Annotated in this window: 26 protein-coding genes and 2 pseudogenes; 19 read left to right on the top strand and 9 right to left on the bottom strand. The window is 65.8% G+C overall.

All coding sequences use genetic code 11. The annotated features are described in order from the left end of the window. The first annotated feature begins 387 nt into the window (after positions 1-387). Positions 388-2,568: an ornithine decarboxylase gene (locus tag MRS60_RS17915; protein ID WP_243566317.1), complete on the top strand. Its 2,181-nt coding sequence runs from the start codon at positions 388-390 to the stop codon at positions 2,566-2,568. Positions 2,569-2,589: 21 nt separating this feature from the next. On the opposite strand, the gene MRS60_RS17910 is transcribed toward MRS60_RS17915, so the two are convergent. From MRS60_RS17910 to MRS60_RS17900, 3 genes are all read right to left on the bottom strand, one after another. Then, positions 2,590-3,747 (bottom strand): iron-containing alcohol dehydrogenase, encoded by a 1,158-nt coding sequence (locus MRS60_RS17910; protein WP_131947743.1) that lies wholly within the window; start codon positions 3,745-3,747, stop codon positions 2,590-2,592. After that, positions 3,744-4,079, bottom strand: a complete 336-nt coding sequence (locus MRS60_RS17905; RefSeq protein WP_105390862.1) for a putative quinol monooxygenase — start codon at positions 4,077-4,079, stop codon at positions 3,744-3,746. The genes MRS60_RS17910 and MRS60_RS17905 overlap by 4 nt, the downstream gene beginning before the upstream one ends. Positions 4,080-4,313: 234 nt before the next feature. Beyond that, positions 4,314-5,030: an SDR family oxidoreductase gene (locus tag MRS60_RS17900; RefSeq protein WP_243566315.1), complete on the bottom strand. Its 717-nt coding sequence runs from the start codon at positions 5,028-5,030 to the stop codon at positions 4,314-4,316. 133 nt (positions 5,031-5,163) lie between these two features. On the opposite strand from MRS60_RS17900, the gene MRS60_RS17895 reads away from it, so the two are divergent. The 5 genes from MRS60_RS17895 (at position 5,164) to MRS60_RS17875 (ending at position 8,985) form a co-directional block, all read left to right on the top strand. Then, positions 5,164-6,141 carry a LysR family transcriptional regulator gene (locus tag MRS60_RS17895; RefSeq protein WP_131947782.1) on the top strand — a complete coding sequence of 326 codons (978 nt, stop codon included), beginning with the start codon at positions 5,164-5,166 and terminating at the stop codon, positions 6,139-6,141. A gap of 76 nt (positions 6,142-6,217) precedes the next feature. After that, positions 6,218-7,606, top strand: a complete 1,389-nt coding sequence (locus tag MRS60_RS17890; RefSeq protein ID WP_034179914.1) for a nucleobase:cation symporter-2 family protein — start codon at positions 6,218-6,220, stop codon at positions 7,604-7,606. A gap of 343 nt (positions 7,607-7,949) precedes the next feature. Further along, positions 7,950-8,129 carry a hypothetical protein gene (locus MRS60_RS17885; protein ID WP_146120827.1) on the top strand — a complete coding sequence of 60 codons (180 nt, stop codon included), beginning with the start codon at positions 7,950-7,952 and terminating at the stop codon, positions 8,127-8,129. Further along, positions 8,071-8,427 carry a hypothetical protein gene (locus tag MRS60_RS17880; protein WP_374955227.1) on the top strand — a complete coding sequence of 119 codons (357 nt, stop codon included), beginning with the start codon at positions 8,071-8,073 and terminating at the stop codon, positions 8,425-8,427. Before MRS60_RS17885 ends, MRS60_RS17880 begins: the two co-directional genes overlap by 59 nt. A gap of 240 nt (positions 8,428-8,667) precedes the next feature. Then, complete coding sequence (locus MRS60_RS17875; RefSeq protein ID WP_034180108.1) at positions 8,668-8,985, top strand: hypothetical protein; 318 nt, start codon at positions 8,668-8,670, stop codon at positions 8,983-8,985. Positions 8,986-9,465: 480 nt separating this feature from the next. Here the strand turns inward: MRS60_RS17875 and MRS60_RS17870 are convergent, their stop codons facing one another. Further along, entirely contained in the window at positions 9,466-9,690 is a 225-nt protein-coding gene (locus MRS60_RS17870; protein ID WP_243566314.1) for a hypothetical protein, read from the bottom strand. A gap of 332 nt (positions 9,691-10,022) precedes the next feature. On the opposite strand from MRS60_RS17870, the gene MRS60_RS17865 reads away from it, so the two are divergent. Beyond that, positions 10,023-10,427 (top strand): NUDIX hydrolase, encoded by a 405-nt coding sequence (locus MRS60_RS17865; RefSeq protein WP_243566313.1) that lies wholly within the window; start codon positions 10,023-10,025, stop codon positions 10,425-10,427. A gap of 103 nt (positions 10,428-10,530) precedes the next feature. Here MRS60_RS17865 and MRS60_RS17860 read toward each other — a convergent pair whose 3' ends face one another. Together MRS60_RS17860 and MRS60_RS17855 are read right to left on the bottom strand one after the other, a co-directional pair. Next, a complete protein-coding gene (locus MRS60_RS17860; protein WP_243566312.1) occupies positions 10,531-10,743 on the bottom strand; it encodes a hypothetical protein in 213 nt (70 codons plus the stop codon). Positions 10,744-11,177: 434 nt separating this feature from the next. Next, entirely contained in the window at positions 11,178-12,110 is a 933-nt protein-coding gene (locus MRS60_RS17855) for a LysR family transcriptional regulator (RefSeq protein ID WP_243566311.1), read from the bottom strand. A gap of 81 nt (positions 12,111-12,191) precedes the next feature. Here MRS60_RS17855 and MRS60_RS17850 point away from each other — a divergent pair, with 81 nt between their 5' ends. The 8 genes from MRS60_RS17850 (at position 12,192) to MRS60_RS17815 (ending at position 19,460) form a co-directional block, all read left to right on the top strand. After that, positions 12,192-13,142, top strand: coding sequence for a ketopantoate reductase family protein (locus MRS60_RS17850; protein WP_243566310.1), 951 nt, complete (start codon positions 12,192-12,194; stop codon positions 13,140-13,142). Continuing rightward, a complete protein-coding gene (locus tag MRS60_RS17845; RefSeq protein WP_243566309.1) occupies positions 13,139-13,537 on the top strand; it encodes a VOC family protein in 399 nt (132 codons plus the stop codon). The genes MRS60_RS17850 and MRS60_RS17845 overlap by 4 nt, the downstream gene beginning before the upstream one ends. Next, positions 13,534-13,992, top strand: a complete 459-nt coding sequence (locus MRS60_RS17840; protein WP_034179920.1) for a MaoC family dehydratase — start codon at positions 13,534-13,536, stop codon at positions 13,990-13,992. Before MRS60_RS17845 ends, MRS60_RS17840 begins: the two co-directional genes overlap by 4 nt. Next, entirely contained in the window at positions 13,992-15,212 is a 1,221-nt protein-coding gene (locus tag MRS60_RS17835) for a CaiB/BaiF CoA transferase family protein (RefSeq protein ID WP_034179921.1), read from the top strand. Before MRS60_RS17840 ends, MRS60_RS17835 begins: the two co-directional genes overlap by 1 nt. Next, the gene (gene aroE / locus MRS60_RS17830) at positions 15,212-16,045 is read left to right on the top strand and encodes a shikimate dehydrogenase (RefSeq protein ID WP_243566308.1); all 834 of its coding nucleotides are present in this window, start codon (positions 15,212-15,214) and stop codon (positions 16,043-16,045) included. The genes MRS60_RS17835 and aroE overlap by 1 nt, the downstream gene beginning before the upstream one ends. A gap of 19 nt (positions 16,046-16,064) precedes the next feature. Further along, positions 16,065-16,508, top strand: a complete 444-nt coding sequence (gene aroQ, locus MRS60_RS17825) for a type II 3-dehydroquinate dehydratase (RefSeq protein WP_014899800.1) — start codon at positions 16,065-16,067, stop codon at positions 16,506-16,508. Positions 16,509-16,715: 207 nt separating this feature from the next. After that, entirely contained in the window at positions 16,716-18,143 is a 1,428-nt protein-coding gene (locus MRS60_RS17820; RefSeq protein WP_243566307.1) for an MFS transporter, read from the top strand. Positions 18,144-18,266: 123 nt separating this feature from the next. After that, complete coding sequence (locus MRS60_RS17815) at positions 18,267-19,460, top strand: MFS transporter (protein ID WP_034179923.1); 1,194 nt, start codon at positions 18,267-18,269, stop codon at positions 19,458-19,460. Positions 19,461-19,484: 24 nt separating this feature from the next. Here MRS60_RS17815 and MRS60_RS17810 read toward each other — a convergent pair. Beyond that, a pseudogene (locus tag MRS60_RS17810) lies at positions 19,485-19,783 on the bottom strand (integrase core domain-containing protein); the annotation flags it as partial. 125 nt (positions 19,784-19,908) lie between these two features. On the opposite strand from MRS60_RS17810, the pseudogene MRS60_RS17805 reads away from it, so the two are divergent. Beyond that, positions 19,909-20,064, top strand: a pseudogene (locus MRS60_RS17805) (IS30 family transposase); the annotation flags it as partial. A 103-nt stretch (positions 20,065-20,167) separates the two neighbouring features. On the opposite strand, the gene MRS60_RS17800 reads toward MRS60_RS17805, so the two are convergent. Beyond that, on the bottom strand, positions 20,168-20,386 hold the full coding sequence (locus MRS60_RS17800; RefSeq protein ID WP_243566306.1) for a hypothetical protein: 219 nt from the start codon (positions 20,384-20,386) through the stop codon (positions 20,168-20,170). On the opposite strand from MRS60_RS17800, the gene MRS60_RS17795 reads away from it, so the two are divergent. The 3 genes from MRS60_RS17795 (at position 20,381) to MRS60_RS17785 (ending at position 23,162) form a co-directional block, all read left to right on the top strand. Then, entirely contained in the window at positions 20,381-21,001 is a 621-nt protein-coding gene (locus tag MRS60_RS17795) for a cytochrome P450 (RefSeq protein WP_243566305.1), read from the top strand. The two genes, MRS60_RS17800 and MRS60_RS17795, sit on opposite strands and share 6 nt — an antisense overlap. 89 nt (positions 21,002-21,090) lie before the next feature. After that, complete coding sequence (locus MRS60_RS17790) at positions 21,091-22,518, top strand: helix-turn-helix transcriptional regulator (RefSeq protein ID WP_243566304.1); 1,428 nt, start codon at positions 21,091-21,093, stop codon at positions 22,516-22,518. 26 nt (positions 22,519-22,544) lie between these two features. Beyond that, positions 22,545-23,162: a GNAT family N-acetyltransferase gene (locus tag MRS60_RS17785; protein ID WP_243566303.1), complete on the top strand. Its 618-nt coding sequence runs from the start codon at positions 22,545-22,547 to the stop codon at positions 23,160-23,162. A gap of 277 nt (positions 23,163-23,439) precedes the next feature. Here MRS60_RS17785 and MRS60_RS17780 read toward each other — a convergent pair whose 3' ends face one another. Continuing rightward, positions 23,440-24,630: a M20 aminoacylase family protein gene (locus tag MRS60_RS17780; protein ID WP_243566302.1), complete on the bottom strand. Its 1,191-nt coding sequence runs from the start codon at positions 24,628-24,630 to the stop codon at positions 23,440-23,442. Positions 24,631-24,675: the final 45 nt, after the last annotated feature.

Below are 24,675 nucleotides of genomic sequence, written 5' to 3'. Positions count from 1 at the left end.
GATGCCGACTATGCCATGGATGCCTTTCGATGAAAAGCCGACGATTCGGCAAAATCGTCGATCCCTTTCAAATCGGATTTCATAATTGGATCATTTTTATGTGCATTGCAGCACGCCAATTCCCGCTTGTTTGATCCTACTCATCTTTCAATGACATTGCCGTTTCCGGTCGATTGAATTCGCCGGATTTTGTTGCTACGATCGGCTGCGTCGCGCACTGACCGTCGGCAGCCGAGCCTCGCTGCGCAAGGCTGATTCGTGCGGTGCGCATTCGGCATTCAGCATTCGCGGGAGCGTTTCAATCGGCTGCGGCGCGTATCGGATTACGCGGATTGCGCGCCGGCGTGAATGCGGCTCCCGTTTCCGCACATTTACGGGAGAATTCGCGTGAGCCTGTTGAAAATCGCAGTCGAGCCGGCGCTGATTGGCGCCTTCCTCACCACGCACGAACAGGTCGACGTATTTCAGACCGATTTCACGAATATCGCGGCAATCGTGGTCGGAATCGATTCGGCGCAAAAAATCCTGAAAGCCGTCGAAAGAACCGGCTTCGCGATTCCGTTCTTCGTCGCGGTCGAGCCCGACCAGGAAGTGCCGCCGTCGGTCCTGCCGAGCGCGAGCGGCGTGATCCAGCTCGGGCACGGCAGCCGCCACTATTACGGCCGGCAGATTTCAGCCGCCGCCGATATCTACAGCGAGAACCTGCTGCCGCCGTTCTTCAAGGTCATGCGCGAATACGTGCAGCGCGGCTACGTCGAGTTCGACTGCCCCGGCCACCAGGGCGGCCAGTTCTTCTCGAATCATCCGCTCGGCCGGATGTTCGTCGACTTCTTCGGCGAGACACTGTTTCGCGCCGACCTCTGCAACGCGGACGTCCGGCTCGGCGACCTGCTGATCCACGAAGGCCCCGCGCTGGAAGCGCAGCGCAACGCCGCGCGGATCTACAACGCCGACAAGACCTGGTTCGTGCTGAACGGCACGTCGACGTCGAACAAGGTCGTCACGAGCGCGCTGCTCGCGCCCGACGATCTCGTGCTGTTCGATCGCAACAACCACAAGTCGGTGCACCTCGGCGCGCTCGTGGTGTCCGGCGCGCGGCCGGTCTACCTCGAAACCGCGCGCAACGCGTGGGGCCTCATCGGCGGCGTCGACAGCGCGGCGCTCGACGAAACACGCATTCGCGACGCGATCCGCGACGTCGCGCCCGAGCGCGCCGACCTGCCGCGCCCGTTCCGGCTCGCGGTGATCCAGCTCGGCACCTACGACGGCACGATCTACAACGCGCGGGAAATCGTCGACCGGATCGGGCATCTGTGCGACTACATCCTGTTCGATTCGGCGTGGGTCGGCTACGAGCAGTTCATCCCGATGATGCAGGATTGCTCGCCGCTGATGCTGACGCTCGGCCCCGACGATCCCGGCATCTTCGTCACGCAGTCGGTGCACAAGCAGCAGGCCGGCTTCTCGCAGACGTCGCAGATCCACAAGAAGGACAGCCACATCGAAGGCCAGAAGCGCTTCTGCGATCACCGGCGCTTCAACAACGCGTACATGATCCATGCGTCGACGAGCCCGTTCTACCCGATGTTCGCGGCGCTCGACGTCAACGCGCAGATGCATGCGGGCCCGGCCGGCAAGCGCCTGTGGCGCGACTGCGTCGCGCACGGCGTCGATGCACGCAAGCTGCTGCTGAAGACCTGCCGCCAGATCCGCCCGTTCGTTCCGCAGCATGTCGACGGCCGCCCGTGGGCCGACTACCCGACCGAGCAGATCGTCGACGACCTGCGCTTCTTCCGCTTCCATCCGGCCGACGCGTGGCACGGCTTCGAAGGCTATGCGAACGACCAGTACTTCGTCGATCCGTGCAAGCTGCTGCTGACGACGCCCGGCATCGATCGCGACACGCACGAGTACGCGCCGTTCGGCGCGCCGGCGCCGATCCTCGCGCGCTACCTGCGCGAGCACGGCGTCGTGCCCGAGAAGGCTGACCTGTACACGATCCTGTTCCTGCTCACGCCGTCGGAAAGCCTCGGCAAGCTGCAGCATCTGATCGCGCACCTCGCGCAGTTCGAACGCCACCTCGACCAGGACACGCCGCTGCGCGAAGCGATCCCGTCGTTGTGCGAAGCGTATCCGGAGCTGTACGGCAACATGCGCCTGCGGCAGTTGTGCCAGCGCATGCACGATTTCTATCGCAGCCACGACATGAAGCATCTGCAGAAGCAGATGTTCCGGCGTGCGCAGTTCCCGAAGCAGGCGATGCTGCCGCAGGCCGCGAATGCCGAGCTGATCCGCAACAACGTCGAACTCGTCACGCTCGATCGCATCGAAGGCCGGATCGCGACCGAAGGCGCGCTGCCCTATCCGCCCGGCATCTTCTGCGTGGTGCCCGGCGAAGCGTGGGGCGGCCCGGCGCTCGACTACTTCCGCGCGCTCGAAGCCGGGATCAACGCGCTGCCGGGTTTCGAGCCGGAAATCCAGGGCGTCTACCTGCAGACGAAGCCGGACGGCACGAAGCAGGCATCGGCGTACGTGGTGGCCGACCACCCGAGCGCGTCGCGGGCCTGAGCGCGCAGCTTGTCCGCCGCATCACCACGCCTGCCGATAGATCGCCAGCGCGTCGGCCTCCGTCACCTCGCGCGGATTGTTCACGAGCAGGCGCGTCTGCAGCATCGCGTCCGACGCCATCCTCGGCAGGTCGCCCTCGCCGATGCCGACTTCGCGCAGCGTGCGCGGGATGCCCGTCGCGACGATCAGCCGGTCGATCTCCGCGATCAGCGCATGCGTTCTCGCTTCGTCGCTGCCCGTCGCCGACGGCGCGACGATCGCCGCGAGTTCCGCATACAGCGGTGCGGCGGCCGGCGCGTTGAAGCGCAGTACGTGCGGCAGCACGAGCGCGTTCGACAGCCCGTGCGGCACGTGGAAGATCCCGCCGACCGGATAGGCTAGCGCATGCACGGCCGCGACCGGCGCGTTCGCGAACGCCTGCCCGGCGAACATCGCGCCGACCAGCATCGCCTCGCGTGCGTGGCGGTTGCGGCCGTCGTCGCAGGCCGCGAGCAGGTTGCGCGACAGCAGCGTCAGCGCGTGCACGGCCAGCATGTCGGACACCGGATTCTTCAGCCGCGCGGACGTATAGGCTTCGATCGCATGCACCATCGCGTCGATGCCCGTCGCGGCCGTCGCCGCCCGCGGCAGGCCGAGCGTCAGCTCGGCATCGAGGATCGCGACGTCCGCGAACAGGTGCGGCGACACCACGCCCATCTTGCGCGCCTCGCCGACCGTGACGATCGATACGGCCGTCACCTCGGAGCCCGTGCCGGCCGTAGTCGGCATCTGCACGAGCGGCAGCCGCACGCTCGCGACCTTGTCGACGCCGTACATGTCGGCCAGCGCCTGCTGCCCCGGTGCAAGCACCGCGATCAGCTTCGCAACGTCCATCGACGAACCGCCGCCCAGGCCGAGCACGATCTCGGCATCGGCCGCGACGGCCCGCGCGGTCGCTTCGAGCACCACGTGCTCGGGCGGATCGGCGATCACGTCGTCGATCACCGTGACCTGCCAGCCGTGCGCGGCGAGGCTCTCCAGCGCGGGCGCGAGCACGCCGCTGCGATGCAGGAACGCATCGGTGACGACGCACAGCCGCACGAGCGCCGGAAAGCGTTCGCGCAACAACGCGCCGAGCCGGCGCGCGGCGCCGAATTCGACGATCTGCGTCGGAACGGTACGGAATTGAAACGGGTTCATCGAGTGCCTCCCGGTGGCGTCGCCGTGCCGGTGTCCGGCTGCACCATGTAGCGCGACACGTCGCGGCGATCGAGCAACGGAATGATCGCCCCGACACCGATGCGCTGGAAATGCGGCGTTTCCCGATGCACGTCCAGGCCGTCCGCGTCGCGGTAACGCTCGAGGATCACGATGTGGTCGGGATCCTCCGGTGACCGGAAATACGCATAGTCGAGATTCTTCGGCTCGGCGCGCGTCGCGGGCGCGAGCTCCGCGAGCAGTTCGATCACGCGGTCGCCGTTGCCCGGCTTCGCGTAAAAATGTGCAATGACCTGCAGGTAAGGTTCATTCATGCGGGGCTCCGTGTTCGACAAACGCCCGTCGCGACGGGGGCGCACGCAATCCGCTGCGAACCGGATGGATTCAAACGCGATGACGCGACACCGTGTCACTGACTCGTCGTCGCATTGTATTGAATCGGCAATACCTTCGCAGCGCCGTGACCGAACTGCGAAAAACATGTCGAATCTCGCTGTATATTCACGACGCGTCGGTTCGTAACCCTCCGCCCACCGACACGCCGACGACTACCACAGCACCGTCCGCCCCAGATAGTCGAGGTATTCGAGCCCGGGGCGCGCCCGCTTCGCGATCAGCACGTCGACGAGGCTCGGCACGCTCTCGTCGATGGTCAGGCGTGCGTCGGGCCCGCCCAGCTCCGTGCGGACCCAGCCGGGCGCCATCAGCGCCAGCGCACGCGGCGTGTCGGCCTGCCGCGCCGCGAAGCTGCGCATGAACTGATTCAGCGCGGCCTTGCTGCCGCGATAGACCTCGCGCATCCCGCTGACGTTGTTCGCGACGCTGCCCTGCCCCGACGACATCGCACCGATCAGGCCGTCCGCGGTCACGAGATCCTGCAACGCCTCGATCACGCGCATCGGCGCAAGCGCATTCGTGATCATCACGCGCACGAATTCGTCGGTCGTCACTTCGCCGATCGTTTCGTTCGGGTCGTTGGTCGTCCCCGCATTCACGAACAGCACGTCGAAGCGCCTGCCCGACAGGCGCTCGCGCAGCGCCGCCAGTTGCGCCGGCTCGCAGATGTCGAGCGTATCGATCCCGAGCCGGCCGTCGACGCGGTCCGCCAGGTCGTGCAGCTTCGTGCGTCCCGATCCTTCACGCACGGTACCCGTTACGTTCCAGCCCCTGTTCAGGAATTGCTCCGCCATGGCCAACCCGAGGCCGCGCGAAGCCGCGACGAGCAGGATCGAGGGTGCGTTGGGGTTCGATACGGTCGATTGCATGGTTGCCGCCTTTGCCGGGTTTCACGATGCGCCCACTATAGGCGCGCACCGGACCATGCACCAGACGCACCGGATACAATCGATAGTTGCATCGAACGCCATGCCAGACCGCGCAGTGGCGTATCCTGTCCGCATGGAAGACATCGACCTGAACCTCGTTACCGCGCTCGACGCGCTGCTGTCGGAAGGCAGCGTGACGGGTGCCGCGCGCCGGCTTGGCCTGAGCACGTCCGCCATGAGCCGCACGCTCACGCGGCTGCGGCTCTCCACCGGCGATCAATTGCTCGTGCGCGCCGGGCGCAAGCTCGTGCCGACGCCGCACGCGGCCGCGTTGCGCGACCGCGTGCATGCGATCGCGAGCGACGCGCGCGCCGTGCTGCGGCCGGCGACGGCCGACGTCGACATGGCGACGCTCGCATCCACGTTCACCATTCGTGCGTCGGCGTCGTTCATGGAAATGCTGTCCGGCCCGGTGGTCGCCGCGATCGGCGAAGTCGCGCCGCACGTGCGCATCCGCTTCGTGCCCAAGCCCGACCGCGATCCGCAAGCGCTGCGCGACGGCACCGTCGATCTGGAGATCGGCAAGCGCGGCGACGACGCGCCGGAGCTGCACACCCGCATGCTCGGTCACGACTGGCACGTCGCGGTGGCGCGCGCCGGACATCCGCTGTTCGCGTCGGCCAGGATCACGCCCGCACGCTATGCGGCCTGCCGTCAGGTGATCGCATCGCAGCTCGGCGATTTCGGCGGACCGGCCGACGACTCGACCGACCGGTCCGGCCCGGGCCAGACCGTGCACGTGGTCGTCCCCGGCTACCCCGATGCAATGCGTGTCGCGGCCAGCACCGACCTGATCGCGCTGGTGCCGCGCTCGAGCCTCGGCAACGCGTTCACACCCGGGCTCACGGAAGCCCTCGGGCTGCGCAGCTTCGAGATCCCGGTCCGCCTGCCCGCGATCCTCGTCGCCGCGCTGTGGCATCCGCGCAATCATGGCGATCCCGTCCATCGCCGCCTGCGCGACGCGGTGATTGCGGTCTACCAGCGCGCGTATCCGGATTCCCGCGCGCCACGCACACCGGCGCGCAGCGCGGGAACACGCACGGCAGGCTGACGCAGTGCGCCCCGGCGGCGCCCGCGGGCCCTTCGGCTAAAATGCCGCACTTTCCACCTTGTCCGGCCCGCTCGCCATGCAACCCGCTTCCCACGCCCAACCCGCCTCCCACGGCGCCGACGCCGCAGAATCGGCCCGCGACCTCGTCTACGGCCCGAACGACCGGCCCGCGCCGATGGTCGCCTTCGTCGCCGCGCTGCAGCACCTGCTGGCGATCATCGTGCCGATCGTCACGCCCGGCCTGCTGATCTGCCAGGCACTCGGCGTGTCCAGCCGCGATACGACCCTGATCGTGTCGATGTCGCTGGTGATTTCCGGCATCGCCACCTTCGTCCAGTGCAAGCGCTTCGGGCCGCTGGGCGCCGGCCTGCTGATCGTCCAGGGCACCAGCTTCAACTTCGTCGGCCCGCTGATCGCGGGCGGCAGCCTGATGGTCAAGCAGGGCACGCCGGTCGAGACCGTGATGGCCGCGATCTTCGGCGTCGTGATGGCCGGTTCGTTCGTCGAGATGGGCGTGTCGCGCATCCTGCCGTTCGTGAAGCGCCTGATCACGCCGCTCGTCACCGGCATCGTCGTGCTGCTGATCGGCCTCACGCTGATCAAGGTCGGCCTCATCAGCATGGGCGGCGGCTTTGGCGCGATGGCCAAGGGCACGTTCGCAAGCGCGGAGAACTTGACGCTGTCCGGCCTCGTGCTCGGCACGATCATCCTGCTGAACCGCGTGCCGATCGTCTGGGTGCGCAGCACCGCGCTCGTCATCGCGCTCGCGATCGGCTACCTCGCGGCTGCGTTCCTCGGCCGCCTCGACTTCACCGGCATGCACCAGGCCGCGCTGTTCCAGGTCCCGACGCCGCTGCATTTCGGCATCGGCTTCTCGTGGTCGCTGTTCGTGCCGATGCTGATCATCTACCTCGTCACGTCGCTCGAAGCGATCGGCGACGTCACGGCCACCAGCAAGATCTCGAACGAGCCGGTCCAAGGGCCGGTGTGGATGCAACGAATCAAGGGCGGCGTGCTCGTCAACGGCGCGAACTCGCTGCTGGCCGGCGTGTTCAATACGTTCCCGAGCTCCGTGTTCGCGCAGAACAACGGCGTGATCCAGATCACCGGCGTCGCGAGCCGCCATGTCGGCATCTGGATCGCGGGGATGCTGGTGGTGCTCGGCCTGTTCCCGGTCGTCGCCGGCGTGCTGCAGGCCGTGCCGGAGCCCGTGCTCGGCGGCGCGGCGATGGTGATGTTCGGCGCGGTGGCCGCATCGGGCATCAACATTCTCGCGGGCGTCCAGCTCGACCGCCGCGCGCTGCTGATCATCGCGGTGTCGCTGGCGCTCGGCCTCGGCGTGTCGCAGGTGCCGGACATTCTGAACAGCCTGCCGCACGCGCTGAAGAACGTGCTGGAATCGGGCGTCGCAACGGGCGGCATCTGCGCGCTCGTGATGAACTGGTTCCTGCCGGAAAAGAAGTAAGGACGGAATGCGCGGCAACCGCGCGGTGTTTCAGGCACCGCGTCGGCCAGCCCGCACGCCGGTTCAACCCGCCCGCGCCAGACCGCCACAGCCTCGCACCAGAGGCATTCCGCGTCGCCCGAAATAAGATGGCCACCCGAAGGGCGACGCGCGTATGATGAACTCATCAGGGCATTCGTGAGCCGTTCGACTGCTCGCCCTCCATCTCCCCTCTTGCTGCATCGCGCTCACGTTCGCGCGCAGCGTTACGCCTTTCGCCCCACCCCGTCGCGCCACACTGGCGATACTGGCCGGACGCGTTCGTCCCCGCGATTCGTCGCGACCGAACGTTCAGGAGCTCGTCATGAGCGTGCGTCTCTATCGTGGATTCGCATATTGCCCGCTCATTTGTCCCCATGTGCCGGCGCAGAACGGCCGCCCGCATGACGACGACGCCGGCTTCGTCACCGTGGTCGAGATTTTACGTGCGGGCACTGACGACAACATCGCTCGAAATTGGCCCGCACGGCGGCTTTTCGAGTGAAATCAAACGTGCTGGCCGTGCAGCAAGCCAAGAAGTGAACCATAACCGGGAGTCGAAAAACATGAGCTGGTACTGCGATGTGGAGCGCGAACTGGCTCATATCAGGGGAGCGATCGGACTGCTCGAGCAGACACACGACGCCTTCACCAACCGATCGCCGGTGAGCGATCCGGCGTATTGGCGAGTCAAGCTCGACACACTCCGGACACGATTCGAGCGCAATAAGGTACTTGAATACCAGATCACCGAGCTTTCCGCTCGCCTCGATCGAATCCGGGATCCGAACTTCCGCAAATAAGAATCTGCCACGCACGTCCGAGAATTCGGTTGCACATCAATTCGGGACCCAACACATCTTGAATGCCGGATTGCAGGCTGCAGAACAGCTCGGCGAACGCAGGATCCGCGGCGGCGGCCGTCGCGCGAGTCGCCTTGACCCGGCCTTACTCGCGAGTCGGTTCGTCATCCATATCGTTTTTCCGGCATGCATCCCGGGAAGCAGCCAAACCGGGCTCATGCCGGACTTCGGAGCAACATCATGACTGACGCCAACCCGAACAGCACCTTCCGGCACCTTCCACTGACGCCCGAACAGGATGCGGAAATCCGGCACTACATCAGGAAGAAAGAACAACGGGGCGAACCATGGGACACCCCGGAGCTGGAGACGATGCTCAGAGACATGCTCGATCCTCCCGTCAATGACGACGAGGAGCCCGACGCCGACGTCGAGGAAACGAAGCTGGCCTGCGAGTACGCATTGGCCTCGATCGACGAGGCCATGGAACCTGTTTCCGCGAGTGAGGAACGAAACGCGGCAATGGAAGCCGAGGAGATGAAACACCCCAGGCGGTAGCGCGCGTCCAGATCCGAAAGTCGAACCGAAGCTGCGCCGCCGTCCCGATCTTCATCGCCTTTGTGTCGCCCTTCCGCATCGTTGCCGCTTGCAAAAGGTGGAGCGAATGCGTCGGGCACGATCCTGACGCCGCAAGCTGAATCGACACCGGGCCCGAAGACGGGCGATGTCGCGCAAAGCCCGGTCGACGCGAGCGAACTCCGTGGAGACTCGCCCCAGGCAAGCTTTGCCTTCAACCTGGAGGCCAGCCATCCTTTCGCCCACTTTGCCGCGTATGCAACTGCATCGTCACGCGCCTCGAAGCCGGCCAGATCGCCGCTGGTTTTCGCTTGTCCCTGACGGCGGACGCGATCGCGGATTGCTTCCGATCCGATCGCAGGCATGACACCTGCATCGAGTGCGTTTCGCCATCCTGACCGAATCCCTTTCGAGCAAACCGCGGCAGAGCACGACCGGTGCAGACGACCGCTCAGAAGAAGTTCAGTGCGCCCATAGCTGGCCACGCCGCTCGATCGAGGCCACAACGATATTCAACACATGGCGGACGACGTCCTCGCCCGTCATACCCGCATCAAGGTACTGTCGCACCTTCATGATCTGCGGCTGATGAGAACCGTCATCGTTGTCCATCACGAAAATGCTGGCCGTCGCGGTGTCGGTCATCAGGGCTACCTGAATGGTCTTGCCGCAAACGATCGTTTGCATGCTTAGGGTAGTCATCGCCGTGTCCGGTCTGGTTATTGGGGTCTCAAGTATGCGCCCCTATACCCGGGCGAATCCTCCTGTAAGCGCTCCATTTCCAGCCGATTCGCGGGTTATTCGCTCGCTGCGAGCAGCTTTGACTTATCGGTGCAATTTCGGTGCCGATCGCTCGGGTTTGTTTTGCATCTCGGATTCAACCCGTCGGTTCCCGGTGCTCGCATTAGTCATCCTGGACATGACCGGTTTCCGTATGATCGAGCGGCTCCGGCAGATGCCGTCTTGGCACCGTGATTAACGCTGGCTAGAATCACGCCAGTGTCCATGCTCCCGAGCCCATGAGTTCTCCCCAACCGACCGAAGTACCCGTTAAAGAACGAGCGACGATCGTCTGCTACCGCGACGGCCAGGTGTTGCTCGTCGCGCGCGCGTCGTCGCGCTGGGCCCTTCCGGGCGGCACGATCAAGCGCGGGGAAACGCCGCTCGAAGCGGCGCATCGCGAGTTGTGCGAAGAAACCGGCATGACCGGCCAGCACCTCGTTTACTCGATGCATTTCACCGGGCTCGCGAAGGTACATCACGTGTTCTTCGCGGAAGTCGGCCCGGACCAGACGCCGCAAGCGAACAACGAGATCGAGAAATGCCGGTGGTTTCCAGTCGACGGCGTCGACAAACTGCGCGCGAGCATCCCGACGAAGCGAATCGTCGAACTCGTCTATAACCACGAAATCCGCAAGTCGTAGCCCGCACGAATCCCGTCGGCTCGTGCGCATAGAGGACAAGCGCATTCCCGAGCCGTCGCCGGCCCGAGTCGTTTTTCGTGGATCACAACGGCCCCGCGGCCGCTCAGTGCGCGCGCTTTCTTCGTAACTCGTGCGTGGAATAAACGACGAGGAAGATGCCCAGCATCGCGGCACCGGACGCCATGAAGTCGTTTGTGGTTCCCGAGCTGTGCAGGGACGTCGGGAAGATGCCGAGACTCAGTCCTGCGGCGGCAAGAAGCAATCCTGCAGCCACACCCCAGATCGGTCCGGCGGTCTTTTCGATTTTATTTTTCATGCAGCACCCGTCTACAGTCATTACCTGGTCGGTATCGGCAAAACGCGCCGCGCCTACCACCAGTAGTTCCACTATAACCGGGAAATAATTCGCAAACTTTCAGTGCTTTTCCCGATCAAGTTTGCTCGTTTACGGCCGCTGTGCAGCGCCGGCGCCGAGGCGCAAGTGCGCGCCATCCGAAGCACGCCGATTCGCAGGAAAGCGGGATGGCGGAAGGCAGCGGACTACAACTACGGCTCACATTGAACCGGCAGGTAAGACTCCCGCAGTCGCAGATGGCTCGCTACCCATGATCCTACCCAACGCGCGCGACTCGCCCCAACCCGTTGCCAAACGCCTCCTCGAAAATCGGCCACGGCACTAGCCACAGGCTTCGAACCCGGCGTGCTGCCCGACACGGATAGATCCAAGCAACGCGGAATAAGCGCACATCCCTACGCTGCGGACGGATGCGAGGCGCCGAACAGTTGGATCACGACGCCGCGCAGCCACCGGTTGCCGGCCTCGTGGTGATAGCGCGCATGCCAATGCTGCCGTACCGCGAAGCCTTCGACCGGGATCGGGCACGCATGAACCGCCAGATCGCTCGCCTGAGCCAGTGTCTGGCCGATATGACGGGGTAGCGTCGTGATCAGGTCGGTCGTCTGGACGATCGCACCCAGCCCCAGAAAACCCGGTAACTCCAGCACCACGTCTCGCTCGATGCGCGCCTGCCGCAGCGCCTGTTCGAGGAGTTGCGCCCCGGTTCCCGCGGTAATGGCGACATGTCCTTCGGAACGATACTGCTTCGCCCCGAGGCGACCGCGAATCCTTGGGTGATGCCGGTTGGCCAGACATACCCAGTCCTGGTCGTACAGCTTCTGCTGATAAATGCCGCCGCCTAGCCACGGCACATAGCCGATCGCGAGATCGGCTTCGCCTGATTCGAGCGCGCGCTCCGTATTGCCGTCGATCCGTGCGGCTTCCAGCCGGACGCCGGGCGCCTGCGCGCGGACATGGGCCAGTAGCCGCGGGAGCAGCGTGATGTGGCTCGCGTCGGTCATGCAGATGCGAAAGCGTCGCTGGGCCGTCGCAGGATCGAACGCGATCTCCCATGCCGTGAAGCGCCGCAGGGATTCGAGAATTTCCCGGCATGGCCCGATCAGCGCGTCGGCTTGCGGCGTCGGCGCCATGCCGCCGGGCGTCCGGATGAAGAGCGGATCGTGCAGGTGTTCCCGCAAGTGCCCGAGCCAGATGCTGACCGTCGGCTGACTCTGGCCCAGTTGCTCGGCGACGCGCGTGACGCTGCGCATGTCGTACAGGAGATCGAAAAGCTGAAGCAGCTTCAGGTCGGGCAGATCGGCTGGCATCGCGGCGTTATTGTCCATGGCAATGACGCCATTGTATCCATTGCATTGTCGGCATGAGCGGCGACTCCTATCGTGGTGCCATACGTCAAGGAGAAGCCATTGAAAATAGCGATTCTGGGGGCTGGCGCGCTGGGCTGCGCGATCGGCGCCACCCTTACCCAAGGCGGCCACGAGACCTGGCTGATCGACCGCTCGCCCGCGCACGTCGATGCGATGCGCGGTGACGGCCTGCGCGTCGACGACGCGGGCGGCACCCGCCACGTCCGCGTTCACGCGACGACTCGGGTTGCCGATGTCGGCGCGGCCGACCTGGTGGTGGTGCTGGTCAAGTCGTTCCAGACCGATGCGGCCATCCGCGGCGCCCAATCGCTGGTGGGGCCGGATACGGCCGTGCTGTCGCTGCAGAACGGCCTCGGGCACGAGGACATCCTGATCGACGTCGTCGGCCGCGAGCGCGTCCTCGCGGGCAAGACCTACGTCGGCGGCGTGCTGCGCGGCGCGGGTCACATCGAATCCGGCGTGATCGGCAAAACCACCTATATCGGCGAACTCGACGGCCGCGTCACACCGCGCGTGCAGGCGATCGCCGCCGCATTCAATGCCGCCGGCCTCGCCACGACGATCAGCGACAACATCGTCGGCACGATGTGGGACAAGCTGCTGGTAAATGTCGCGACGGGTGCGCTGACGGGGCTGACCGGCCTCACCTACGGGCAGCTTTATGACGAGGCGCTGCTGAAGGCGACGTCGCTCGCGGCCGTGGCCGAGGCGATCGCGGCGGCGCAGGCAGCCGGCGTGAAGCTGTCGATGACCGATCCCGAACAGGCCTGGACGCTCGCCGCCGAGGGGCTGCCCGCGTCCTTCAAAACGTCGATGCTGCAAAGCCTGGAGAAGGGTTCGATCACCGAGATCGACTTCATCAACGGTTCGGTCGTGCGCTGCGGGCAGCGCTACGGCGTGCCGACCCCGGTGAATGCCACGCTCGTCGCCTGCATCAAGGGGCTCGAGCGCGCGATGGCCGATCGCCAGCGCGAGGAGGCTGCAGCATGAGTGCCTCGAAAGCCTATCTGGAACACGTAGCGATCTGGGTGAAGGACATCCGCTGGCACATCCGCTTCTTCGAGGACGTGCTCGGCATGACCCTGCGCGAAGTGGACGGCACGCTCGACGCACCGCGGCAGTACTGGACGCTCGGCGGCCTGCAGTTCATCCACGCGCCGGAACACGATGGCCCGGAAGGCCGGCTCGCCCATCTCGGCGTGATGTGCGAGGACCTGGAGGCCGCACTGGCCGCGGCACAACGATTCGGCGTGACGGAGATGCCGCAGGGACGGAACTGGCTTCGTCTGCCCGACGGGCTCGCCGTCGAACTGATCCAGGCCAGGCCGGCTTCCTGCGTCGCGCAGGCACTGGCGATCAACCCGCGCGCGGAGGCACGGCCATGACGATCGTCGAGAAATACTGGGACGACGCCCGCGAGGGTGACACGTGCACGAGCCCGAGCTACATCGTGACCAAGGAGCGCATTCTCGCGTACGCCGACCTCACCGGCGACCATACGCCCGTCCACGTGGACGAGGAATACGCAAACGCGAGCCATTTCGGCTGCCTCGTCGCACACGGACTGTTCGGCCTGTCCATCGCCGACGGCCTGAAGACGCAGAGCGACTATCGCTTTCTGCCGGGCATGTCGCTCGGCTGGACCTGGGATTTCCTGCTGCCGATCAAGGTCGGCGACGTGCTGCACGTGAAATTCCGCGTCGGTTCGATGCGGGCCAGCAAGAGTCGCCCGGATTGGGGCATCGTCGTGCTGCCGTCGGAGCTGATCAATCAGGACGGTCAGGTCGTTCAACACGGCGAGCATCGCCTGATGGTGCCGCGCCGCCCGGAGGCACTGTAATGCAGGCTCGCCCACTCGAAGGCATTCGCGTCGTCGACTACAGCCACTTCCTTGCCGGGCCGTATGTCGGGCGCTGTCTCGCGGCGCTCGGCGCCGAAGTCATCAAGGTCGAGCGCCCCGGGTCAGGCGACGCCGGACGCCAGCACGCGACCGTGCTCGACGACCAGCAAAGCGGCTACTTCCTGCAGCTCAACATGGGCAAGCGCGGCGTGAGCGTCAACATGAAGGACGCGCGCGGCAAGGCGTTCATGCAGCGGCTGTGCGACTCCGCCGACGTGTTCATCGAGAACTATCGGCCGGGCGCGCTGGACAAGCTCGGGCTCGGCTATGCCGAACTGTCGGCGCGCAATCCGCGCCTCGTCTACTGTTCGATTTCGGCGTACGGGCATACCGGTCCCGATGCGCATCGCGCAGGCTTCGGGCTGATCGCGGAAGCCAAGAGCGGAATCATGCAGATGGTCGGCACGCCGGGCGAGCGGCCGCCGCTGCTGCGCATCTCGCTCGGCGACATGTACACCGGCATTCATGCGGTCGCGGCCATCAACGCCGCGCTGCTCGGGCGCGTGAAGAGCGGCCGCGGGCAACACATCGACATGGCGCTGTACGACACGCTGGTATCGATGCACGAATATGCGGTGCAGTGCTACACGCTGCAGGGCGTGCTGCCCGAGCAGACCGGGCACGACATGCCGACGTCGACGCTCTACGGCGTATTCCGCGCCGCGGACGGCGATCTCGTGATCGCCGCGCAAGTCGACGACGCGTGGAAACGCTTCGCCGATCTGATCGCGACGCACGGCGGCCCGGCGGATTTCGGCGCCGACACACGGTTTCACGACAGCACCGGCCGCAACGCGCACCGCGCGGAGATTCTGTCGGTGGTCGAGCCGTGGGTGGCCGCGCGTTCCGTCGCGTCGGTGCTCGAACTGCTGGACGGCATCGACGTTCCGTGCGCGAAGGTGCAGCGCATCGACGAGGTATTGAACGATCCGCAGATCCAGGCGAGAGGCATGGTCGTCGAGCAACAGCATCCGCGCTACGGGACACTGCGCCTGCCCAACCTGCCGTTCCGGTTTTCCGATTGCGATACGACGATTCGCGACGTCGCGCCCGATCTCGGGCAGCACAACGCGGAAGTCGCGCGCTCCCTCGGGTTCGATTCGGCCGAAATCGATGCGATGCAGGCCGACGGCGTCCTCTATTCAAAAGCGAGCCAATGATGACCGACCAGTACGCGGTGATCGGCAATCCGATCGGACACACGAAATCCCCGCTGATTCACGGCCTTTTCGCGCAGGAGACGCGGCAGGACCTCAGCTATACGGCCATCGAGGGGCCCGTCGAGCCGGCAGGCGCTTTCGCTGCCGCGGTTCGTGCGTTTTTCGAGGGCGGCGGCAAGGGCATCAACGTAACCGCGCCGTTCAAGCTCGACGCGTTCGCGATGTCGGACGAACGCAGCGAGCGTGCGCAGCTCGCGGGCGCGGCCAACGCGCTCAAGTTCGACGGCGGCCGCATCCTGGCAGACAACTTCGACGGCATCGGACTGGTTCGCGATATCGAAGCGAACCTCAATCTGCCGATGGCCGGCAAGCGTGTCCTGGTGCTCGGTGCAGGCGGCGCGGCACGCGGCGCGCTTTTACCGTTCCTCGAAGCCGGACCGGCCGAACTGGTCATCGCGAATCGCGACGTCGACAAGGCGCGCGCATTGGTCGCGCAAGTTGCCGGGCGCGGTCCGCTCGTTGCCGGCGGCTACGCAGACCTCGCACGGATGGGGCGTTTCGACCTGGTCGTCAATGCGACGTCGGCCAGCCTGACCGGCGACCTGCCGCCGGTCCCGCCGAGCGTGTTCAGTCCGGCCGGCACGGCCTACGAACTTGCATACGGCAAGCGTCTGACGCCGTTTCTCCGGCTCGCGAAAAACGCAGGCGTACACGGAATCGCGGACGGCGTCGGCATGCTGGTCGAGCAGGCGGCCGAAGCGTTCGCGTGGTGGCGCGGCGTGCGCCCCGAGACCAGTTCGGTGATCGATCGGCTGGCCGTGCCCTTTGATTGAACACGCAATGGAGATTCGCATGAAGAAGATCCTGATGCTGCACGGCATCAATCACAACATGTTCGGCAAGCGCGACCCGGCACAGTACGGGACGATCACGCTCGCACAGATCGATGCACGGCTGCAAGGGCTGGCGGAGGAACTGGGTGTACAGGTGGATTCGTTCCAGACAAACAGCGAAGGAGCGATGTGCGAGCGCATTCATCGCGCCTTCGAGGAACGCCAGGATGCGGTGCTGATCAACGCGGGCGCATGGACGCATTACAGCTACGGCATTCGCGATGCCCTTGCCATCCTCACGTGCCCGATCGTCGAACTGCACATGTCCAACATTCATGCACGCGAGCCGTTCCGGCATCACTCCGTCCTGGCCGAGATCGTCAGCGGGCAGATTTGCGGTTTCGGTGTTCAAAGCTATCTGCTGGCGCTGAGGGCCGCGGTCTCGGCGCTCGGCGAGGAATAGGCCGATTCCCGTATCGGCTGCCGATGCGGGACCGACGCACATGCGCAACCGCTGCCGGGTGCACGGCGTTGCGCACCGCGGTTGCTCGCCGCGCGTCGTATCGATCGGCCTCGGTCAGGTCACACAACGGAGTCGATACATCGGGCAGTGACGACTCCCCGCATCACCCGCGTTGCCCGGCACACATATCAATATCTGGAGACGACGATGACCACGACCTTGCGAGACGAGCCCCGGGGCAGGCACCAATCGAGAAAAGCCGCCATCAGCGGCTGGATCGGCTCGGTGCTCGAATACTACGATTTCTTCATCTACGCCACGGCATCGGCGCTGATCTTCCCGCAGATATTCTTTCCGCACGGCAGCCCCACGACAGCCATCATCGCGTCGCTGGCCACTTACGGTGTCGGCTATGTGTCCCGCCCGATCGGCGCGTTCGTGCTGGGCCATCTCGGCGACACGCGCGGACGGAAAACCGTCCTGCTTTTCTGCATGTTCCTGATGGGAATCTCGACCGTCGGAGTCGGCCTCCTGCCGACCTATCAGCAAGCCGGGCTGATCGCGCCGGCATTGCTGGTGACGCTTCGCCTGCTGCAGGGTTTCGCCGTGGCCGGCGAGATCACCGGCGCGAGCTCGATGATCCTGGAGCACGCGCCGTTCGGTCGACGCGGATACTTCGTCAGCTTCACGCTACAGGGCGTGCAGGCCGGGCAGGTGCTGGCCGCCGCCGTGTTCCTGCCGCTCGCCTACTACATGCCGTCCGCGCAATTCGATAGCTGGGGCTGGCGCATTCCGTTCCTGCTGAGTGCGCTGGTCATCGTTGCGGGCTTGATCATTCGCCGCGAGGTCGACGAGTCGCCGGCCTTCGACGAAGCGGTACGCAACCGGTCGCAAGCCGGCTCGCCCGTTGCCGACGCTTTCAGGCACCACCTTCCCGACATGGTGCGCGTCGCGTGCATGTCGATGATGAACGTGATTCCGGTCGTCGCCACGATCTTCGGCGCAGCCTATGCGGTCCAGCCGGCGTATGGAATCGGATTCCAGAAAGATATCTATCTCTGGATCACGGTGGTGGGCAATATCGTTGCGATGATCGTGATTCCGTTCGTCGGCAACCTGTCCGACCGGGTCGGACGCCGGCCGCCGATCATCGTCGGCTCGCTGGCCGCCGGGCTGCTCGCGTTCGCCTACCTGTATGCGATCAGCATCCGGAACGTGCCGCTCGCATTCGCGATGTCGATGCTCATGTGGGGTGTCGTGTATCAGGGCTACAACGCCGTATTTCCCGCCTTTTATCCGGAACTCTTCCCGACCCGCACCCGCGTCTCGGCAATGGCGATCGCGCAGAACCTCGGTACCGCAGCCACGGCGATGCTGCCGGCTCTGTTCACGGCGGTCGCGCCGCCCGGCGGACACCACGTCTGGCTGATCGTCGGTGCGATCGCGTTCGGCATCACCGTGATTGCGTCGCTCGCAGCCTTGAGCGCACGCGAGACCCATCGTGTCCCTATGAACGACCTGGGACGAGCGAACGCTCAACCGGTCGACACGGCAGAATACGACCGGCTGCGCGTCGCGGCGATGTCGCGCAATCGCATCGTGCGCGAACACGTGCCAGGATCCGTCGGCAGCTAGCCGGCACTCGACGGGGCGTCGTGTTCGGCGCCCCTTCCGCCAATCATTTCCAGCTTGCTGCTGCGCCCTCACTGACAGAGCCAACTTGCGTTACCGATGCCCGATACCGTACCGAAAACCGTCATGCCGGACACCACGCGCCCTGCTCGCCTGAACTTCGCGCTCATGTTGCCGCTTCTGCTGGCGGCCCAGCCGGTGGCGACCGACAGTTACCTGCCGGCGCTGCCTGAAATCGCCGCAACGCTGGGCTCTGCCAGCGTCAGCCTCACGGTTTTCGCATTGATATTCGGTATCGGGCAATTGCCGATGGGCAGTCTTTCCGACCGATACGGCCGCCGCCCCGTGTTGCTGAGTGGCCTGGCGCTCTATGCGCTTGCAGCGCTCGCGGCTGCGCTCGCTTCAACCGCAGCGCTGCTGGTAGCCGCTCGCGCGATGCAGGGCTTTGCCATGGCCGCGATCCTGGTATGCGCGCGCGCGACGGTGCGCGACCGGTATTCGGCAGCCGATGGCCCGTACGTGATGGCGCGTGGTTTCATGGGAATGGGGATGATGGCGTTCCTCGCGCCGATTCTCGGCGCGTATGTCACGCAGCTGGCCGGATGGCGATGGGTGCTCGCGGGGATGAGCCTGTATGCGTTCGGGCTGCTCGTCATGTGTTGGTACGGCTTCGAGGAAAGCTTCGCCAGAATCGCTTCGAGCCGAGGCTCGATCCGGGACGTGCGCGAGATATTCGGCAATGCCACGTTCAGGGTATGGGCGTTGCTGGCCGCCTCGACGTACACCGGCATGTTCTGCTTTCTATTGCTCTCTCCCGCAATCTACATCCGGCATCTCGGCCTGTCGCCCCAGCGATATGGCTGGATACCGGCGAGCGGTACGTTCGTCTATGTCCTGAGTACGTATGGCTGCCGCCTGCTGTTGCGACGTCAGAGCATGCTGCGAACGGTGCGACAAGGCGCAACGTTGAGCCTCTCCGGCGCGGTGATTCAGGCGGTGGGCTGCGCGTTGCTTCCCGGGAGCATCTGGCCGCTGCTCGCGGGGCATGGCGTGTATTGCCTCGGCCACGGGATCCATCAGCCATGCGGGCAGGCGGGGGCGGTCAGCAGCCTGCCTCATCTTGCGGGTCGCGCGGTATCCTGGTCTGGCTTCATCATGATGTTCTTCGCTTTCAGCGTGGGACAGACGGCAGCGGCTTTCACCGATCCGCGCTATCAACTGGGCGCGTGGCCAATGGTGGTGCCGATGCTCGTCGTCGGCGTCACGCTGGTGACAATCGCGTTTGCCTGGCTGCCAAAAATCAACGACGCGACTACGTGACATGCGGCGGAATTTTGTAGCCAGTCAGACGCTGAGTCTCGCGTCGATATTATCGGAACCCAGCCAGGCCGGACGGACGGTGGCGGGAAGTTATAGCGATGTGTGGCAAGAGGCCGGCGCCCGTCGTAAAACTGCCGCCAGCGTTCGATGAGCACCTTGGCTGCGGCACGACTGCGGAACCCTCCCCGGTTCAGCAATTCCTCGCGCGGCTTGCGGCCAACGCTCTCAACGACCTCGATTTGCCACGGACTGCCCGGTGCGACGAAGGCCGGACCGATGGCAGCATCTCTCGGCCAGCTGCGTGCCCCGGCAGAGGCAAATTCAAGCGCGACGGCCACGGAAGCAGCAAGCATATCGTTACCCATGAATCGCTTTAAAAACAGCGCCCTACAGGACGTCTGCGGAAGAAATCGGAATGCCCGCGAACCCTTGACTGGCGGAAGACAGCAGCTATCGGGCGAGCCAGGCCGACGCGCTCGCCCGGGACCGCGCACGGCGCCCAAAGACATGTAAGCTGGTCAGGAATCGGACACTCGCCCAGGTTGCGGCAAGCAAGCTCCGATTGCAGTGGTCGCCGGAGCAGATTGCGGGTTGGCTCAAGCACCCGAGCACACCGGCAACCTCGAGGATCGGCTGGCCGAATACGACCGTTGTTGAAGTTCGTAGATTCTGCTAATGGTGTCCGTTCGAGCGCTAATCGTGTCCGTTTATTCCGCTAACGCTTCGACCTCGTCGAGCACATCGCGCAGCGCCTGCCGGCGCTCGCGGCATGCCGACTGCTGGGCATCGACCCCGTGCACGCGCCGCGCCTGCAGGCTCAGTCGATGGGGCCGATCCGGCTGATCAGCGCGATGCCGATCGGGCCTGCGGACCACGCGCTGGCCGTCGCACAGACACGGCGTTTCGTCGACGAGCTGGACGTGCATCTCGATACCGTGTGCGCCGTGCTGCAGGCCGGCGGCACGCGCCCGGCGCTCGCGCGCCGCCAGTTGCTCGCCAATGTGCTGCTGACGTTCATCGCGGGCTACGGCACGACCATGCTGTCGCTGGGCAACACGTTCGCGCAGGCGCTGGCGCGCCGCGATCTGTGGCAAGCGCTCGTGCAGGAGCCGCGGCGCGTGCCGCTCGCGCTTCGCGAACTGATGCGGATCGAACCGGCCGTGCACGTGATGATTCGCTTCGCGCGCGCCGACGTCGAACTCGACGGGCTCCGCATGGTGAAAGGCGATGTCGTCGCCGTGGTCGCCGCCGCCGCGAACCGCGATCCCGACGAATTCGCCGGGCCGGGCGACATCCGTCTCGATCGTGCGCACGGCGGCCTCGTATTCGGTGCCGGTTCGCACGGATGCCTGGGCGCCGCGCTCGCACGCATGCAGCTGGCCGTCGTATTCGAAACGCTGCTCGCCCGCATGCCCGGCCTCATGCTCGAACCCGGCGCGCACTCGCGTCTGCAGGAAGGGGCGTTCCGCGGCTACCGCTCGCTGCGGGTGTACGACGCGGCCGCGCCTGAGCGGCGCGGACATACGGGCCGTCGAAAGTAACAGAACGTCACAAATGCCGGCCGCGGCGAAGCGACGGTGCCACGATGCGCTCACCGACACGTTCGTGTCATCCATCACGGGAGCGTCTCATGTCCTCATCGATCTACTTCGCCGTGGCGTCGACCCTCGCGTCGGTCGACGCCGAATCGCCGCTGTTCACCATGATGTTGAACGGCCAGTTCCGCGAGGCGTCGGTTGCCGCGGCGGCGCGCGCCGAGCCGGCCGTACCGGGCGTGCCGGCCGACTATGCGAGCCTGCAGACGTACGCCGACGTGCTGCTGGTGCTCGGGCAGTACGAAGAAGCCGAGGACGCATACCGGCATGCGCAGAAGGCCGTTCGCGGCGAGCACCGGACGGCCCGCGCCGCACTGTCGCGCAACGCCGGCTGGCAGGCCCTGTTCCAGAACCATCTCGGGACGGCGCTCAAATGCTTCCAGCGCGTGAGCGACGACGAAGACGCCAGCGCCGGCCAGCGGCTCGAAAGCCTCGTCGGCTCGGTGCTGGTGCTGTTCAGGCTCGGCCGGCTGGACGGCGTGTATGCGCTGCTTACCGCGTTGCACGGACAGGCGGCCTGCGCGCAGGATGCGCGCTGGGCGCGCGTCGCCTACATGCTGAACCGCGACATCGTCGATCAGTACAAGCTGCGTTCGAGTGCCCAGTTGGCCGATCACATCTACTGGCATTCGGCGGCACTCGAAACGCGCTCGAAGGCATTCGACGAGACGTTGCCCGCGCAACCCGACGCCACGCCGCCGATCGGTGTCCTGTCACGCCACGCGGATTATCTGAATCACCTGCGGGCGCTCGCGGGCGGCGCCGAATCCGCGCTCACCCGCATCGAAACGCATCTGCGCTGGAGCCAGGGTGCCGGGCTCGCGGAATACCATCGCGAATTGCGGCTCGAAGTCACGCTGGCCGCGCTCGCGGGGCGCCTCACGCACGTTGCCGAAACCACGCTCCACATGTTCGGCGAACGCGCGTTCCAGGGCAACCAGCATGCACACTGGTACAACGAGCTGCTCTATTGCCAGTCGAAACTGCGCCAGCAACAGGGCCGCCTGCAGGACTACGCGCAGATGTACGCGCGCTATGCGCTGCAGTCGCTGCGCCACGTGCGCGCCGACAGCGCCGCCGTGCCGGCGGTGGCCGCCGAACGCGCGCAGCCCGCCGCCGACGACATCAGCGCGCGGCTGCCCGGCAAATACCGGCGCGCCTATCGTTACCTCGTCGAGCACCTCGAGCGGCCGGATCTGTCGGTACGCGAAGTGGCCAGCCATATCGGCGTCACGGAACGTGCGTTGCAGGCCGCATTCAAGGCCAATCTCGGCTATACGCCGAGCCAGTTGATCCGCACGCGGCGCATGGAACATATCCGCCACGACCTGCTCGAGGACGACGCGCACACGTCGAGCGTGCTGCGCATCGCGAACCGCTGGGGCGTCCAGCATCGCTCGACGCTGCTGAACGGCTATCGTCAGCTGTTCAACGAAGCGCCGTCGGAAACGCTCGCGCGCTGACGCACATGTGCGCCACATGCCCGTCCATGCCGGACGCCGTCGCGCCCCGCTTCGCGGTTCCGCGCGTCATCGAGGCCGGCGCCGTGCGGCTGCGCCCGTTTCGCGCGGACGATGCGCCGGCCCTGTTCGCGGTCCTGCTCGGCGATCCCGGCGTGACGGCGTGGCTGCCGATGCGCACCCATGCGAACGTCGCCGAAACGCAGGCGTTCATCGTCGGTTGCGACGCGGCCTGGCACGCCGGATGCCGCTATACGTGGGCGCTCGAGGACGCCGCCAGCGGCACGCTGCTCGCCGCGATCGAATTGCGGCCCGAGCCGCCGCGCGCGGAGATCGGCGTCGTGATCAGCCGGCTCGACGGTCACCGGCGCCGGCGGGCGTGTCTCGCCGCGCTGCTCAAGCTCCTGCGCTGGCTGCTGGCGCGGCCTGCCCTGTGCCGCATTCACGCGTATTGCGCGCCGGAAGGCGCCGCCGCCGGCACGCTCACGCGGCTCGGCTTCCGGTTCGAAGGCCGGCTCACGAACTGGGAACCGCGCCCCAACCAGGGGCTGGCCGCCGCCGATGCGCTGCTCTTCGCGATCACGCGCGAGCCAGGCGCGGCCGACGCGGCGGCTGCGCCGCCGATGCACCGGCTGGTCGACACCTGAGTGCGGGGCGCCAATGCGCCGATGCCCGGCCGCCAGCCGCAGTCGATGCATCGCGATTCCGAGCGATTCCGCAGATGTTGAAAGACGCCGTTAAAAACGCTGGGAAGCGGCCACATGAAAGCGTATCGTCTCCCAAATTTCGAGACGAGGAGCTGCCATGCGATGCACTGATCCGCTCGGGTCGAATTAACGTTTACCAACGAGCGCCACCCATACCGAGATCACCCCGGCGGCGCTCGTTCATCACGATCGGCCCCGAAAAGTCGGCACCGCTTCCCTACCGCGCCAAAACCCGCTCCACCAACCTCACGAAATAGCTCGCCCCCACCGGCAGCAACGCATCGTTGAAGTCGTAACTGGCGTTATGCAGCAGGCAAGGCCCGCCGCCATGCCCATGCACGCGATGATCGCCCGCCCCATTCCCGAGGAACGCATAACAACCCGGCTTCTCGCGCAGCATGAACGAGAAATCCTCCGCCGCCATGGTCGGATCGACGGCCGCGTTCACATGCGCCTCGCCCACCAGCTCGCGCATCACCGCCACCGCCACCGCTGTCTGCTCGGCGTCGTTCACGGTAGCCGGATACTGGCGCTGGAAATCCACCTCGCTCTCGCAATCGAAGGCCGCGGCCGTCGCGGCCACCACGGCACGCATGCGCGTCTCGATCAGGTCGAGCGTCGCATCGGAGAAGGTCCGCACCGTGCCGCCTAGCCAGGCATCGGTCGGCACCACGTTCATCGCCTCGCCCGCATGCACCTGCGTGACCGACAGCACCGCGCCGTCGATCGGATTCCGGTTGCGCGTGACGATCCCCTGCAGGGCGCTCAGCACCTGTCCCGCCGCGAACACCGGATCGCGGCCCAGGTGCGGCATGGCCGCGTGGCAGCCGGCACCGCGCAGGTTGATCCGGAACAGGCTGGTCGAGGCCATCAGCGGCCCCGGCCGCACCGCGAAATCGCCGGCCGCGATGCCGGGCCAGTTGTGCAGCCCGAACACGGCATCCACCGGGAAACGCTCAAACAGGCCGTCATCGATCATCGCGCGCGCGCCGCCGCCCGCCTCCTCGGCCGGCTGGAAGAACAGCTGCACGGTGCCGTCGAACTCGCCATGCCGCGCCAGATGGCGCGCGGCCCCCAGCAGCATGGTGGTGTGCCCGTCGTGGCCGCAGGCATGCATCGCGCCAGGCACCGTCGAACGATGCGCGAAGGTGTTGGCCTCCTGCACGGGCAGCGCATCCATATCGGCGCGCAGGCCGATCGCGCGCGCGCTGCTGCCGCGCTTCAAGGTGCCGACCACGCCGGTGCGGCCGACGCCGCGCGTGACGGCATAACCCCATTGCTCGAGCCGCTCGGCGACGAGTTCGGCGGTGCGGAACACGTCGTAGCCCACCTCGGGATGGGCATGGATATCGCGGCGTATCGCCGTCAGTTCGTCGGCGTGCGCGACGATGGAATCGATCAATTTCATGCGGATGGGAACGCTTTTGTCGGTCGTCGCGGCACGGCGGTGGGC

The sequence above is a fragment of the Burkholderia pyrrocinia genome, assembly GCF_022809715.1.
GTDB classification, from domain to species: Bacteria; Pseudomonadota; Gammaproteobacteria; order Burkholderiales; family Burkholderiaceae; genus Burkholderia; species Burkholderia pyrrocinia_C.
This window is presented reverse-complemented; position numbering and strand designations above follow the sequence as displayed.

Bases quoted from the DNA above. Each gene is read 5' to 3' on its own strand.
- MRS60_RS17910 (WP_131947743.1), bottom strand. From the start codon at position 3,747: ATGAACCCGTTTCAATTCCGTACCGTTCCGACGCAGATCGTCGAATTC.
- MRS60_RS17905 (WP_105390862.1), bottom strand. From the start codon at position 4,079: ATGAATGAACCTTACCTGCAGGTCATTGCACATTTTTACGCGAAGCCG.
- MRS60_RS17900 (WP_243566315.1), bottom strand. From the start codon at position 5,030: ATGCAATCGACCGTATCGAACCCCAACGCACCCTCGATCCTGCTCGTC.
- MRS60_RS17895 (WP_131947782.1), top strand. From the start codon at position 5,164: ATGGAAGACATCGACCTGAACCTCGTTACCGCGCTCGACGCGCTGCTG.
- MRS60_RS17890 (WP_034179914.1), top strand. From the start codon at position 6,218: ATGCAACCCGCTTCCCACGCCCAACCCGCCTCCCACGGCGCCGACGCC.
- MRS60_RS17885 (WP_146120827.1), top strand. From the start codon at position 7,950: ATGAGCGTGCGTCTCTATCGTGGATTCGCATATTGCCCGCTCATTTGT.
- MRS60_RS17875 (WP_034180108.1), top strand. From the start codon at position 8,668: ATGACTGACGCCAACCCGAACAGCACCTTCCGGCACCTTCCACTGACG.
- MRS60_RS17870 (WP_243566314.1), bottom strand. From the start codon at position 9,690: ATGCAAACGATCGTTTGCGGCAAGACCATTCAGGTAGCCCTGATGACC.
- MRS60_RS17865 (WP_243566313.1), top strand. From the start codon at position 10,023: ATGAGTTCTCCCCAACCGACCGAAGTACCCGTTAAAGAACGAGCGACG.
- MRS60_RS17860 (WP_243566312.1), bottom strand. From the start codon at position 10,743: ATGAAAAATAAAATCGAAAAGACCGCCGGACCGATCTGGGGTGTGGCT.
- MRS60_RS17855 (WP_243566311.1), bottom strand. From the start codon at position 12,110: ATGGACAATAACGCCGCGATGCCAGCCGATCTGCCCGACCTGAAGCTG.
- MRS60_RS17845 (WP_243566309.1), top strand. From the start codon at position 13,139: ATGAGTGCCTCGAAAGCCTATCTGGAACACGTAGCGATCTGGGTGAAG.
- MRS60_RS17840 (WP_034179920.1), top strand. From the start codon at position 13,534: ATGACGATCGTCGAGAAATACTGGGACGACGCCCGCGAGGGTGACACG.
- MRS60_RS17835 (WP_034179921.1), top strand. From the start codon at position 13,992: ATGCAGGCTCGCCCACTCGAAGGCATTCGCGTCGTCGACTACAGCCAC.
- aroE (WP_243566308.1), top strand. From the start codon at position 15,212: ATGACCGACCAGTACGCGGTGATCGGCAATCCGATCGGACACACGAAA.
- aroQ (WP_014899800.1), top strand. From the start codon at position 16,065: ATGAAGAAGATCCTGATGCTGCACGGCATCAATCACAACATGTTCGGC.
- MRS60_RS17820 (WP_243566307.1), top strand. From the start codon at position 16,716: ATGACCACGACCTTGCGAGACGAGCCCCGGGGCAGGCACCAATCGAGA.
- MRS60_RS17815 (WP_034179923.1), top strand. From the start codon at position 18,267: ATGCCGGACACCACGCGCCCTGCTCGCCTGAACTTCGCGCTCATGTTG.
- MRS60_RS17800 (WP_243566306.1), bottom strand. From the start codon at position 20,386: ATGCACGTCCAGCTCGTCGACGAAACGCCGTGTCTGTGCGACGGCCAG.
- MRS60_RS17790 (WP_243566304.1), top strand. From the start codon at position 21,091: ATGTCCTCATCGATCTACTTCGCCGTGGCGTCGACCCTCGCGTCGGTC.
- MRS60_RS17785 (WP_243566303.1), top strand. From the start codon at position 22,545: ATGCCGGACGCCGTCGCGCCCCGCTTCGCGGTTCCGCGCGTCATCGAG.
- MRS60_RS17780 (WP_243566302.1), bottom strand. From the start codon at position 24,630: ATGAAATTGATCGATTCCATCGTCGCGCACGCCGACGAACTGACGGCG.